13 protein-coding genes and 1 riboswitch are annotated in these 12,129 nt (G+C 63.2%); of the genes, 7 read left to right on the top strand and 6 right to left on the bottom strand.

Translation table 11 applies throughout. The annotated features are described in order from the left end of the window. Window positions 1–97: 97 nt before the first annotated feature. Window positions 98–251, bottom strand: a riboswitch (cyclic di-AMP (ydaO/yuaA leader). Between the two features lie 156 nt (window positions 252–407). From N3C12_07390 to N3C12_07370, 5 genes are all read left to right on the top strand, one after another. Further along, window positions 408–770 carry a hypothetical protein gene (locus N3C12_07390; protein ID MCX8072257.1) on the top strand — a complete coding sequence of 121 codons (363 nt, stop codon included), beginning with the start codon at window positions 408–410 and terminating at the stop codon, window positions 768–770. Window positions 771–1,058: 288 nt separating this feature from the next. Then, entirely contained in the window at window positions 1,059–1,802 is a 744-nt protein-coding gene (locus N3C12_07385; GenBank protein ID MCX8072256.1) for a hypothetical protein, read from the top strand. Between the two features lie 43 nt (window positions 1,803–1,845). After that, entirely contained in the window at window positions 1,846–2,325 is a 480-nt protein-coding gene (locus N3C12_07380; GenBank protein ID MCX8072255.1) for a hypothetical protein, read from the top strand. Between the two features lie 5 nt (window positions 2,326–2,330). Beyond that, on the top strand, window positions 2,331–2,723 hold the full coding sequence (locus tag N3C12_07375) for a hypothetical protein (protein MCX8072254.1): 393 nt from the start codon (window positions 2,331–2,333) through the stop codon (window positions 2,721–2,723). 53 nt (window positions 2,724–2,776) lie between these two features. Next, the gene (locus tag N3C12_07370) at window positions 2,777–4,066 is read left to right on the top strand and encodes an alkaline phosphatase (protein MCX8072253.1); all 1,290 of its coding nucleotides are present in this window, start codon (window positions 2,777–2,779) and stop codon (window positions 4,064–4,066) included. 7 nt (window positions 4,067–4,073) lie between these two features. Here N3C12_07370 and N3C12_07365 read toward each other — a convergent pair whose 3' ends face one another. The 6 genes from N3C12_07365 to N3C12_07340 all read right to left on the bottom strand — a co-directional run bounded on the left by N3C12_07365 (window position 4,074) and on the right by N3C12_07340 (window position 10,454). Then, a complete protein-coding gene (locus N3C12_07365) occupies window positions 4,074–5,126 on the bottom strand; it encodes an SMP-30/gluconolactonase/LRE family protein (protein ID MCX8072252.1) in 1,053 nt (350 codons plus the stop codon). Between the two features lie 163 nt (window positions 5,127–5,289). Further along, window positions 5,290–6,111 carry an acetoacetate decarboxylase family protein gene (locus N3C12_07360; GenBank protein ID MCX8072251.1) on the bottom strand — a complete coding sequence of 274 codons (822 nt, stop codon included), beginning with the start codon at window positions 6,109–6,111 and terminating at the stop codon, window positions 5,290–5,292. Window positions 6,112–6,139: 28 nt separating this feature from the next. Continuing rightward, window positions 6,140–7,147, bottom strand: coding sequence for an acyl-CoA dehydrogenase family protein (locus tag N3C12_07355; GenBank protein MCX8072250.1), 1,008 nt, complete (start codon window positions 7,145–7,147; stop codon window positions 6,140–6,142). A gap of 93 nt (window positions 7,148–7,240) precedes the next feature. After that, window positions 7,241–7,429 (bottom strand): hypothetical protein, encoded by a 189-nt coding sequence (locus tag N3C12_07350; protein ID MCX8072249.1) that lies wholly within the window; start codon window positions 7,427–7,429, stop codon window positions 7,241–7,243. 516 nt (window positions 7,430–7,945) lie between these two features. Beyond that, window positions 7,946–8,569 (bottom strand): hypothetical protein, encoded by a 624-nt coding sequence (locus N3C12_07345; GenBank protein ID MCX8072248.1) that lies wholly within the window; start codon window positions 8,567–8,569, stop codon window positions 7,946–7,948. Window positions 8,570–9,197: 628 nt separating this feature from the next. Further along, window positions 9,198–10,454 carry a patatin-like phospholipase family protein gene (locus tag N3C12_07340; GenBank protein MCX8072247.1) on the bottom strand — a complete coding sequence of 419 codons (1,257 nt, stop codon included), beginning with the start codon at window positions 10,452–10,454 and terminating at the stop codon, window positions 9,198–9,200. A gap of 99 nt (window positions 10,455–10,553) precedes the next feature. On the opposite strand from N3C12_07340, the gene N3C12_07335 reads away from it, so the two are divergent. Continuing rightward, window positions 10,554–11,117, top strand: a complete 564-nt coding sequence (locus N3C12_07335; protein ID MCX8072246.1) for a hypothetical protein — start codon at window positions 10,554–10,556, stop codon at window positions 11,115–11,117. Next, window positions 11,114–12,097: an NAD(P)H-quinone oxidoreductase gene (locus N3C12_07330; GenBank protein ID MCX8072245.1), complete on the top strand. Its 984-nt coding sequence runs from the start codon at window positions 11,114–11,116 to the stop codon at window positions 12,095–12,097. The genes N3C12_07335 and N3C12_07330 overlap by 4 nt, the downstream gene beginning before the upstream one ends. The last annotated feature ends 32 nt before the right edge of the window (window positions 12,098–12,129 follow it).

Below are 12,129 nucleotides of genomic sequence, written 5' to 3'. Positions count from 1 at the left end.
TCCTCTCCTTTCCGCGACATACCGGGAGAGGCCACGTCCCACCGCACAACTGCTTGCTGCCGGCTCTGACAAAGGCGTGTGACCCGTGCCAGTTGTCGGCGCCTCTCCTTGAAGGCCTACGAGGTTAGCTGCCGGGTTCGGGCTCAAAGAGTTACCCTACCTTCGGTCGAGTTTTCTACTCGGCCTCGGGATTCACCCCAAAATCTTGGGTCCCCCGCTCCCTGTCTCCAGGGACTCGGCCTATGTCGCAGGTCGCCGTGTACCTATCTTGGCCGCACAATGCAAGCCCATGCGAGCGAGGATCGAGACCGCCTCTTGGTGTTGACTTTCTTGCCCCGTCGTAGCAGCGCGCCGCAAAATTCTTGGGGTGGTGTCGAACCGCACCAGCTAGAAAAGGGGATGAGGCCATGAAAAAGCGGGTCACGCAATTCAGCACCATCTTAATGACCTTCGTGTTTCTCGCACAAAGTGGATGTTCCTTCATGGGTCCGGGAACCCAGACCATCACCATCCAGGCGTCGGATCCAAGTGCGCAAATCTCGATCGACGGCTGTCCCGTGGGCCGGGGCACAGTGAGCGTTAATCTTTCCACGAAAAAGTCTCATAACGTCATCGCCCAAGCCGGAGACCGGACAGGATCGGCCACGATCAAGCAACTTGCGTCGACTTACGGCATGCTGGACCTGGTCGGGGGCTTCGTCGTGCTCGTTCCATGGCTCGGGGTGCTCGCCCCTGGCTTTGGCAGCTCGAACCGGATTTCGTCCACGTAGCCGTTCCCCCATCCGCAGAGTTGAACGCACGCTCTCGTTAAGCTCGGGGGCATCGATAGCAACGAGTGTGCAACGCCCCGCGCTTGAATCCCACCGTCAGTCTGAACGGAGGCGAGCAGGCGCAGGAAACAGGCGAAAAGGAACCGTTGCGGACAGCCGGCGCGGTTTCCGGATGGTTCCAACGAGCCCGCTTGAGCGGGTGCTGCCAGCTATCTCCGCGGCAAGCTCGCGAAAGTCCGACGCGGAGGTCGCTTCCGATACCTACCCACGGCCGCTAGGAGCCTGCTTATGCCCGTTGAAGGCCCACCTCCGGATGTCACAGTCGAGTTCGTCTCCGAGGCGCATGTGCGTGCGTGTCGGCAGCGGATTCAAGAAGTCCGCGAGCAAACCGGCAGCCGGGTCGGCGTTGCACCCTCTCGTTTCGATGCCCGCTACTGGGAAACTTGGTTCGAAACGAATGCCGAAGAGCTGCTGCGAGCGTTTCCGTCTGTGCAACTCTCTCCCGATTACCACGTTCGCTATCGCTGCTACGGGCAGTTCGGGGCTGACCTGCGAGTGCGTCCGTTTGTGGCGCGTAAGGGCACGCCAGTGGATGCGCTACAACGCCTCCTCGAGTGGCACCCACCTCCCGATACGATGGGAGCGGTGGAACGCGGCACGCCTACCCAAGATGTGCAACTGTTGTACCGGCACTTCTCGTTCCCCCGCACCGCTGAAGGATACTTCGATTACTGGTTCGTCATGCAGGAGCTGTGGGCCAGCGCGCGCTGGGCGTACTCGCACGTCGTCGCTAGTCTCGAGGAACTGGCCCAACTCACAGCCGCCCCAGAGTGGCAAGTGCTGCGGGCGGTCGACCGCTACGAACCCGCAGTGGTGCGGCACGAATCGGGGGCCACGCTTGCTGTGCTGATCCACTGCCCCCTGCAACGCTTCGAGATCACTCTGCAACGTATCGAAATCGACGCGCAACAAGCCCTGCATTACAGCGATCCCATCCTGGTCGCCGCCGGGCCGCGCGGCTACGTCTTGTAACACGCGCAACGTCAGATATTGAAGATCGGTAGGCGAGGGTCCAATGATTCAACAGGGTCGGGTGTGGTTGACGGCTGCGCTGGCGATTTGCGCAAGTGCGGTCGCCGGTGGCTGTGTCATGGGGCGAGTCTATCGAGACCACCCCTTGGACGAAGCCAAAATCGCCCGCTTACAGCGCGGTGTCAGCACGAAAACCGAAGTGCTGCAAATGTTCGGGCCCCCGCAAGAAATCGATGCCCGCGAGCTCACGGCTATTGGCGTGCCTTTCGAGCCGTTCCTTACCCGCCGAGGGGAAAAACCGCCCGTGGAGCGGATCGTTACCGCGCGCTGGTTCCGCTACACCTACTCGCGCGCGAATGCCATGGCCCTCGTGCTCCTGCTGTTCAATTACGCGGAGTTCGACCAAAAGAACGATACCTTGGTGATCTTCTTCGACGGAGATAACCGCGTCGAAGACTTCGCCTTCCGCAAAGGAACCGCGGAGTTACCGCGTTTCGGCTTCTTGTCTCGCTCGGCGCGTTGAGGTCGATGGCAGCACACAGCCTGACGCTTCTGCTTGCACTGTGCATCAGCGCACTGCTGGCGAGTGGTTGCACGGTTGCCCGGACGTACCAGGACTCACCTCTGCGCGGGAATGCGGCAAACATCGTTCCCGGGAAATCCACGCGCAGCGACGTGTTACGCGAATTCGGACCCCCTACGCAAATTTTCCACCAAACGAACGGTGATGCTTTTGTTTACACCTATGCGCGACTGAACTACTCCGCATTCCGCCTGCGCGACCCAATTACCGGCACGAACTGGTTCACCTACACGCGCCGGTTCGAAACCCGAGACCGTGTTCTGGTGATTTTCGACTTCGACGGCGTGGTCCGCGACATCGCGTGGGATCGCCACACCCAAGAACTGCCTCCTCTGTAATCATGCGTTTGCCTCTCAGGATGTTGCTTTTGATCCCAGCACTTGTTGCTAGCATGCTGGCGAGCTGCACCGCGGCACGTCGCGAGGTGCAGCGTCATGGTCGCGGCCCCGTCAACGTGATTTTGCTCATTGGCGATGGCATGGGCGATGCCGAACTCACCGCAGCCCGCAACTATCTCGTCGGCGGCTCTGGCCGCTTGAAAATGGAGCAACTTCCGGTGCACGGCCGGCTCTCCACCTTTGCAGTCGTCGAGAACAACCCCCGCCTGCCCGACTATGTAATCGACTCAGCAGCGAGCGCAACAGCGTGGTCGACAGGGCACAAAACCAGCGTCGGGCGCTTGTCCACCGCGCCCCAAAGTGGAGAACCGCTGCCCACACTCGTGGAGCTCAGCCGCGCAGCGCACGTTCCCGTGGCGATCGTGACCACCTCCGAAGTCACCGACGCCACCCCCGCTGCCTTGCTCGCGCACGTCAACCAGCGGCTCTGCCAAGGCCCCGCCGACATGAAACTGTGCCCCGAGTTTCGCCGCGAAAACGGCGGGCCAGGCTCGATTGCCGAGCAAATCCTCGACCAGCGTGCCGAAGTTGTGCTCGGTGGCGGGCGGCAGCGGTTCGAACAACGAGTCGGCAACGGGGAGAAGGAGTCGACCCTCCTCGAACAAGCGCGCACACGCGGCTTCACCCTGTTGACTCACAGCGACGAGCTTGCGCAACCGCTCACGCCACCGATTCTCGGCCTGTTTGCGCACGGAGACCTAGACCGGTTGTGGAGGGGAGATCCGGCCAAGCTTCACCCCGGCAGTGGCCCACAACGCTGCACTGCAGCAGGCCGGCAACCGGGGCAACCCACACTCGAAGCCATGACCCGCAAAGCTCTAGAAGTGGTCGAGCGCCTGGCCGCCGAGCGGCGCCGTCCATTTTTCATCCAAGTCGAAGGCGCCAACATCGATAAATCTGCGCATGCCGCCGATCCGTGTGGCCAAATTGGCGAGACCGCCGAACTCGACCGTACCGTGGAACTCGTGCTGGCCTATGCGCAGGAGCACGGCAACACACTGGTGATCGTCACTGCCGACCACTCACACGCCACACAAATCGTTCCCCATCCGCTGGCTGGCGCGCACTATCCCGGCCTCCTAAGCACACTCATCACCAACGAAGGCGCCTTGCTCACACTCGGCTACGCCACCAATGCTCCCGGCGGCTCGCAAACCCATACGGGCACCGATGTGCCGCTGTTTGCCTTCGGGCCGTTCAGCGAACGCCTTCAAGGCCCGCACGATCAAAGCGAGCTGTTCGGCGTTGTCTCCGCCGCTCTCGGACTTCAAGCCGAACCTTAACTTGCTCTTAAGGCAGCGTGCACACGAGCACCTGCGGGTCGAAAATGGCACCCAGCACCATCGTCCGCCCCCACACAGCAGCCGTGCTTGCCGCTGAGAGCGGATTCCCATCGGACAAATAGACTTCCGACACGTTGCCGCTGTGCGGGTCGATGCGAAACACCTGTGAGGGCGCACGCTTTGCCGCATCCTCACTATGCGCAACGAGGTCGAACAGCCGCGGGTGAGTAGCGACCCACAATTGCCCCTGGTCGTCAACTTCGATGTTGTCTGGACAAGCGGGGAGGTCGATGCGCTTGAATTCAGACAATGCCCCCGACTCCGGCTGCCGCCGCATGACGTGAATCGCCCGGCCTAAGCACTCGGCAATGTAGAGCGTCGTGCCGTCGCTGCTGCGGGCAATGCCGTTCGCCAACGCCAGCCCCCGCATGACAATCCCACTGTGCCGCCCATCGAAGTATGACACGGTCGACCACGGCAAGGCCAAATAGAGCTCCAACGTCTGACGCCATCCCGGCTCCGGCACGCCGCGATCGTTGGTCGCGAAAAAGCGCTCGCGATCCACGGCAACGAGGTCGTTGGGCGAGATGAGTTCCTGATACCGCACCGTGCGCACATGCTCGAGTTCCTCGGCGCCTACCTCGAAGACTTCCACCGTGTGGCTACCGTCCGACCTGTGGTTGATGACAAACAACCACCGCTGGCCGTCGTCGCTTCTCCACAACGACAACCCGTGGGGATGAAAGTCCGCCGGCTCTCCACGAGTCAAGGCACGCGGCCTCGCATCCGCGGCGTTCAAATCCAAAGCGTAAAGTTCCCCACGGGGTCCTTGGCCTCCGCGCCACGCTCGGCGGTCTTGCGCGGAAAGAAACGCCACCATTGCGGGCCCATCGATGGTCACGTCTTCAGCTCCTATTACTCCGGTAACCACCCGACAACTGCCGGCGAAATGCGGTTCGATGCGGGTGAGCATGCCAGAACGTGTGACAATTCGGTAAGCAACCGCCAAAACGAAGACGAGGGCCACAGCCATCGTGCTGCGCACGAACCTGGTTGCCACGCCTCGCTCCTTCCCCACCCAGAGTCCTATTTTCGTTCTGCCGGAAGACTCCTGGGCGCCAATTTCAACGGGCCCGTGCTAACCCTTTTTCACCGCTAACGCCAGCGCGGGCGAAGTCATGGCTCAACGAGCGCGCCCCCGAACGCGCGCTGGTTCTTCCCAGTCAAGCCGCGCGCGGCTGCGCTTCTGCACGGGCCTCGACAGCTTGCGGCAAAGGCACTCGCCGGCCCAGGTTGAGCCGCGCTTGGAAGGATGGCGCAAGCTGGACCAACGCTGGCATCGCGCTATCGAGCCCCAAGATTGCCAGGCATTGGGCCATCGGCTGCAGCCGCGCACCCAGATGCAGGTGGAACGTTGGGCTGCGCAGTACGCTCGCCATACCGCGCAAATCGACCTCCGTGCGCACAAGCGCTGGGCCCAGCCAGCTATACAGGAACAGCGAACGCAACGGCAGGCGGCTACCTCCGGCCGCATAGCCTACCAGCGTGACCATCGGCTCCCCGCTCACCGGGTCGCACACAGACGCCTCCGACCGCTCACCCTCCCACGCAATGGGAATGTCGGTCACGAACTTCGGGAGCCCCCAAAGCTCCCGGCCCGCCGCATTCGCCACTGGCGTCGTCACTGGAAGGTCGAAGATGTAAAGCCCGAGCCGCCGCCAGCGGACGGGAAGGAGAAGGTCCAGCAGCGGGTGCTGGGGGCTCGCCATGCCCCGGGGCACCACTACCGCGGCGGCAGCGGCCTCGTGATACGGGCCGATGGTCGTGTCACGATAGTCAAAGAAGGCGACCACGATCACCGGTCGGCCCGAGAACACCGGTACTGCCTGCAGTCCAACTGGTTCCAACACAGGTTCGAGTACCGCAGGGTCTACCGGGAATACCGCCAGCACCGACCGCGCCTGCCGGTAAAGAATCGGAACCTCGATCGGCCCGGTGCTGATGGGCACCACCGCTTGCGGAACCGAGAGGAATCCCAAACCCATAATCCACCTTCCTTTCTCGCGGCCTCCCTCACACACCGTCCGGCCACGACCAAGGCTGGCCGTGGTTTTTTCGTTCGAACACAGCCAGCCGGTTAATCTCGTTCGTCCCCTCGTAAATTTGCGTCAAACGAATGTCCCGATAGAGCCGCTCCACGCGACAGCCGCTCAAACTGGCCTCCAGGCCCATCCAGTCCATCACTTGCGACACGATCTTCATGGCCGTGTCGGTCGCAAAAAACTTGGCCATCGCAGACCACTCCGGAAGCGGCGGGATCATCCCCACGGCACGCACGACGAGCGCATGGGCCGCGGCATACGCACCGATCAACCGAGCGATTTCGTGCTGAAGGAATCGATCGCCCGCCAAGCCGGAGCGCTCCGCCCAAGCCAAGGACTCGTGAATGGCCGTGCGCGCTCCACCGAGGGCAATTCCGCCCACGAGCGGTCGCGATAAATCGAGCGTCGCCGGATTGAGCTGCCAACCGGATCGCTCGCGCCCGATGCGGTGGCTATCAGGAACGAAGACCTCGTCGAAGCAAAGCTCTGCCGCTGGGCTGATTCGCTGCCCCATCTTGTCCTCCACATGAACAACTTGCACCCCGGGGCTGCTCATCGGAACCGCGAAACAGGTCCAGCCGCGAATCCCGTGGTCAGGTTCGAGAGCGGCAAACACTGTTGTCAGCGCTGCCAAGTTGCCTCCCGAAATGAAGCACTTGCGCCCGTTCAATACGTAGCCTCCCGCTACCCGGCGAGCCGTTGTTGCCAGGCGAGCGTACTCGCCTCCGACGGGATCTTCCACGTCGGAGCCAGCCTCCGGCTCGGTAATCGCGAAAGCACAAATTGCCGGCTCTCCAGCCCGTAGGCGTTCGCACAAAGGGCGCAACACGCGCCGCTGTGCAGCCAAGTCGAACGACAGCAAAATTGGCATCACACCGAGGTAGTGCGCACCGAGCAGTGTGGCCAACCCGGGAGAGACGGCAGCCAGTTCCTCTATGAAGATCAGCATCGGTAGCGTGCCACGGCGTTGGAACCCCATCACCCCTGCTTACCCCCCAACCCACACCGGCAGGAAGCGGGTAAGCCAGCCAGCTTCGGCAGCACGCTGCAACGCCTTGCGTGCGAGCTCCACCTACGTGCCCTGGCTCCCTTCGTCCGCGGCGACGACCAAGGGCTCGAGCTGCTGAGCGAAGCTCCCCACTCGCACCGCAAAGCGCCGCAGCGCCGGCACATAAAGGGCGGGTTCTGCCACCTCTCGCGTTTGCTCGAAGCGATCGAACAGGCGCTGACCAAACTTCGCGGACCACCCTTCTGCACCCATGAGCAAACTCCGTCTTTAGGTCGCTTTCTCGGCCGCGCCCCTCGTCGTCTCTCGGCTCGTGGGTTCCATGCCTGCACGCGCGCACCACATCCGTAGCACCTGCACGCGCATGCGCGCGCTCACACCTTGCCGCCAATGCGGCCATTTTCACATCGCGCACGCAGCGCTCCACCGGATAAGCGCGCATGTAGCCATAACCACCGAACACTTGCTGGGCGGAGTGGGCGGCTCGCTCGCTCATGGCACTTGCCATACTCGCACCACTGACAAGACCGACCCAATCTCCGGCAAACCCTTGCGCAAGCAAAGCCTCGGCAGCCGCCAACTCCTGCAACGCTCGCCCGAGCATTTCCTGAACAATCTCGTGCCGCAGAAGGATCGCTCCGCCTTGGTGGCGCTGTGCCGCATAGTCCAGCGCGCTCCAAACCGCCGCCCGAGCTCTGACCAACGCAATCGTCGCCCACCACGCGGCAACCGCGGCACGCCACTGCTCTACCCCATCCACCGAGGCAGCCTCTACTGCGATCCTCTCCCCCGCGCGCACGCGCACCCACGCCGATGCACAGTCGCGCAAACCCAAGCGTTTGTGTTGTGCCACAAGTTCGACGGCCTCGGCAGGAACAAGCTCGAAACGCCATGCACCGCCGTCTCGCACACACACACCGTCATCGCTGCCGCGGCACGCCAACCCCACGCCCAAAGCTGACCATCCGGCGCGCCCTGCAACGGACCGGAACTCCAACCATCCACGAGCAGCCCCATGATCTCGCGGCTGCCGATCCATGGCAGTGCCCCGGCCACCCGAGCCAAATACGCCGCGGCCAAGCCGCCGTCACTTTCGGCCAGAGCCCCGATCACAACGGCGGCCAGGGACGGGAGCGCCTCGCGAATTACTGCACCAGACTCCGAAAACCAGTCCAACAGCCCCGCCCGTAGAAACTCTTCGTCGAGCCCACCCACGAGATCCCCACTCGCTAGCGGCGCGTCGAGAACCGCCGCCCACTGCCGTGCAGGGCGATTGCCAACTACACGAGCTACGCCTTCCAAATCGTGCTGCAAGGCACTCGCCTCGCTCGCGCGCTGCGGGTTGCGCCCGTCATCGGCCAACCCTTCGGGGACAACTCCAAGCCAGTGACCCATCGCCCGTCAGCGGCTGTGCATCTGCCGTACCACGGCCCAACGCCCAAGCTGCGCACGGGCGAAGCGCCGTACGTACCCAATTCAGCAACAGCGACGGCCCGACCCTTTGTAAACTTGCGCAAGTACAAGGCGACGCCAGCGAATGGCGAATGGGGAGTGGCGAATGATGGTTGTAGGGGCCACGCATGCCTCGCCCGTGGCGGCGCCGTGGTACCATCCTACCCCGCCCCGGCGCAACCTTCCATCGCAACGCGTGCGGAGTGCGGTGGCAGCGGTCACGGATGCACCTCTTGCGGCACGATGCCACCGAGGCCGCTGGCACCGCTGTCGTTGTCCGCTGCGCAAAGGGGCGGGCAGCCCCGCCCGCCCTATCGCGCGCAGCGTGGCACCCTGGCGAGGGGCGCTAGCACGAATCGGGGGACGGTGGACGAAGAATATTCGCGAGCCGCAACTCAACGAAGGTCGAATGGATCAGCGACTCGCGAGTGGTCGGAATCGGCATTGGGAAACGGGCGTTGGCCGACAGCAAATGATGGAGGGCACAGAGGGGTGCGCGGCCGGTCGCCTCTCCGTGCACGAGGAGCGAACGCCGCCGGTTCAGGGCTGGCAGTCGGGCCCGCAGGCAACCTCAGCTCGTCTCTGCACCAAAGAAGCGAACGAGCTCCTGTTCGGCAGCAGCAGCGTCTTTCCAGCCCAGCTCGATGAGATGGGCAGCGTAGCACGAATCGAAGTACACGTATGACAGCAAATCGGCCTCGCCGATCGTGCCGCGACTCACCGCCCAGGCCAAATTGCGGCTCAGCCACTCACGCATCGACGAAGCCCGCGAGCGATGGCGCATGCACTCCGCGGCGACTTCGCCGAGGTCGCGCGACGGGTGGATCAGAAAGTCGCGGACGATGCGATATGGGCTACTGCGGTCCGCACCCAAGGCTGCGTTCAAGCGTTGCAGGAAGTCGCTTCCGTAGAGCGCCGTTCCTTTCTCGAAAATGGCATTGAGCGCGCGGAGGCGCTGCAGGTCTTGCTCCACCCGATCGATCAGCAAGGCGTTGAGCGCCTTACCGGCCAGATACGATAGGCTATTGTAAGCGGCCTCCCGTTTTCTCGCCAAGCGATCCTCCTCGGCAGGCGGGCGACTGTGGCGCAAGCTGACGACCAAGATCCGATCCGCACCCAAGCGAACCGCAGGCGCAAGTGGCGTGTTCAAACGCAGGCCGCCATCGCAGTAATACGTACGATCGATCCGCAGCGCGGGGAAGAACAGCGGGATTGCGGCCGAGGCCAGTGCATGGGCAGGCCCAATTTGTGTCGCGCGGGCGACAACAAAGGGATCGTAGCTCCAAGGAACCAAAGGCCGACCCCCACGGTCGATGAACACCACCGAACGGCCGGTGGCAATCTCCGTCGCCGCCAAAGCGAGAGCATCCAAAGCTCCGGAGTCGATGCGCTCGCGCAGCCGTGCCCAGTCGATATTGGTCAAGATGATGTCTTCGAGCCAGCCAGTGTCGAACAAGCCCGGAAGTCTTTCCGGAACTCCGCCGCGGGTGGGCGGCAATGGTGGAGGCTGCTCTCCCAAGCCGAGAAGCCGCAACGGTGCCCGCACCAAATCGCCAAGCCGCCGCGGAGTGAACACGCGGTCGAGCGACAACGACAGCCATACCTGACGGAGCCGCCGCGCCACATCCGCGTCGTCTTGGTGCGCGGCCAGGTAAACCGCGTGTACCGCGCCAACACTGGTCCCGGTGATCAGTTCGAATCGTACTCGGCGTCCCAGCTTCAGGGGCAGTTCCTCGAGTAGGTAGGCGAGCACACCCGCCTCGTATGCGCCGCGCGCACCACCGCCGGACAGTACAATCGCCGTTCGCGTTGTCTGGTTCCCATGCATACGGGTTCCTCGGCTCGCGCGAGTTTGTCGACGGCACTTTCATCTCTGTCAACGGCTGACCTTGTACACGGCCAGCACTTCAGCCAGATAGATGGCCCCATGTGGTGGCGGTGCATCGCCCTTGGTCTTGCCCTCGGGGCAGTCGTGGAAGCGGTCGCTTGGCTGTTCCGTTTGTGGGAATTTCGCCGACCGCGCTTCGCCTTCGCGGCCATCGTGCTCATGTACGGCATCGTCATGGGCAGCCTCGCGGCCCAAGTGCCGCGCGCCGGTTGGCTGGTAACCTTCGTAGTCGCGGCGCTTGTCGGTCTCGCGGTCGAACTCTGGAATCTCCAGTTCGGCCGCTGGTGGACCTTCCCGGATGGGCGCGACGACCACAGCCGCCATCGTGCCGGGATGTTGCTCGTGCTGGCTTTGCTCTGGGGGATCGCTCCCCTTGCAATCGCCGAGGGCGAGCGAGAGTTGCAGCGGCGATGGGTCGGGCCAATGCCACCCCTCGTGCGGCTTCAGCAGCGCGAGGCCGCGTTGCAGCAACGCCGCGAGATGTTGTTGCAGCGTTTGCAAGACGTCGACCACCGTTTACAGGATGTACAACGCCGGCGCCGCCGACTTGAACGCAAGCTAGGTCCGCTGCCACAAACGCCGGCTAGGGAGGATGTACAATGAAGGCTGTCGTGTGCGATCGGCCGGGAGCCGAATACGTGCTCCGGATCGAAGAGGTGCCGGCTCCGGATCTCGGTCCGGAAGACATCCGCATCCGCGTGTTCACCACCTCGGTGAACCGCGCGGACATCTTGCAACGACAAGGGCTTTACCCACCACCACCGGGGGCATCACCGATTCTCGGGTTGGAGTGTGCGGGAGAAGTCGCCGAGGTCGGCAGCGAAGTTCGCGGCTGGAAGGTGGGCGAGCGTGTCATGGCCCTTCTCGCAGGCGGTGGCTACGCCGAGGAGGTCGTCGTGCATCATGGGAGCGTGCTCCCAGTTCCCTCCTGCCTCAGTTGGGAAGAAGCCGGAGCCTTTCCGGAGGTATTTCTCACCGCGTTTTTAAACCTGTTCCTGCTCGGACATGTGCCGCCTGGCGGCAGAGCGCTCGTGCACGGCGGTGGCAGCGGCGTGGGAACGGCAGCGACCACACTCCTCAAACTTCGGAACGTGCAAGTGTTCGTGACCGCCGGCGGCGAAGAAAAATGCCGGCGTTGCCGGGATCACGGTGCCGATGTCGCCATCGACTATCGTAGCCAAGCGTTTGCCGACGTCGTCCGGGAAGTGACCCGCGGTGAGGGTGTACACGTAGTGCTCGATCACATTGGCGCCAAGTATCTCGAGGGCAATTTAAATTCCCTGGCGAACGATGGTCGCCTCGTCATCATCGGGCTTATGGGCGGCGCCAAGGCCGAACTGAATCTCGCACCCCTGCTCACCCGCCGCCTCAGTATTTTCGGATCGACGCTGCGCACCCGCTCCGTCGCAGACAAGGCGCGGATTGTTTCTGCGTTTCGCGAGCAATTCGGCAGAGAATTGGAGGCCGGTCAAATCCGCCCGGTGATCGATTCCGTGTTCCCGCTGGAACGAGTCGCCGAGGCCCACCGCCGCGTGCAGTCGAGCCAGCACTTCGGTAAGGTGGCATTGCGCGTGCGTCCGTAGCGCTCGTAACGCCACCCCCGCTGGGAATGGCG

The organism is Candidatus Binatia bacterium, assembly GCA_026415395.1.
In the GTDB taxonomy this organism is placed as follows: Bacteria; Desulfobacterota; Binatia; order HRBIN30; family HRBIN30; genus HRBIN30.
Note: the sequence above shows the minus strand (reverse complement) of the source record. Positions and strands in the feature narration are given on the sequence as shown.

Excerpts from the sequence above, each read along its gene's own strand:
- N3C12_07390 (MCX8072257.1), top strand. The coding sequence starts at position 408 with ATGAAAAAGCGGGTCACGCAATTCAGCACCATCTTAATGACCTTCGTG.
- N3C12_07385 (MCX8072256.1), top strand. The coding sequence starts at position 1,059 with ATGCCCGTTGAAGGCCCACCTCCGGATGTCACAGTCGAGTTCGTCTCC.
- N3C12_07380 (MCX8072255.1), top strand. The coding sequence starts at position 1,846 with ATGATTCAACAGGGTCGGGTGTGGTTGACGGCTGCGCTGGCGATTTGC.
- N3C12_07375 (MCX8072254.1), top strand. The coding sequence starts at position 2,331 with ATGGCAGCACACAGCCTGACGCTTCTGCTTGCACTGTGCATCAGCGCA.
- N3C12_07370 (MCX8072253.1), top strand. The coding sequence starts at position 2,777 with ATGCTGGCGAGCTGCACCGCGGCACGTCGCGAGGTGCAGCGTCATGGT.
- N3C12_07360 (MCX8072251.1), bottom strand. The coding sequence starts at position 6,111 with ATGGGTTTGGGATTCCTCTCGGTTCCGCAAGCGGTGGTGCCCATCAGC.
- N3C12_07355 (MCX8072250.1), bottom strand. The coding sequence starts at position 7,147 with ATGGGGTTCCAACGCCGTGGCACGCTACCGATGCTGATCTTCATAGAG.
- N3C12_07350 (MCX8072249.1), bottom strand. The coding sequence starts at position 7,429 with ATGGGTGCAGAAGGGTGGTCCGCGAAGTTTGGTCAGCGCCTGTTCGAT.
- N3C12_07345 (MCX8072248.1), bottom strand. The coding sequence starts at position 8,569 with ATGGGTCACTGGCTTGGAGTTGTCCCCGAAGGGTTGGCCGATGACGGG.
- N3C12_07340 (MCX8072247.1), bottom strand. The coding sequence starts at position 10,454 with ATGCATGGGAACCAGACAACGCGAACGGCGATTGTACTGTCCGGCGGT.
- N3C12_07335 (MCX8072246.1), top strand. The coding sequence starts at position 10,554 with ATGTGGTGGCGGTGCATCGCCCTTGGTCTTGCCCTCGGGGCAGTCGTG.
- N3C12_07330 (MCX8072245.1), top strand. The coding sequence starts at position 11,114 with ATGAAGGCTGTCGTGTGCGATCGGCCGGGAGCCGAATACGTGCTCCGG.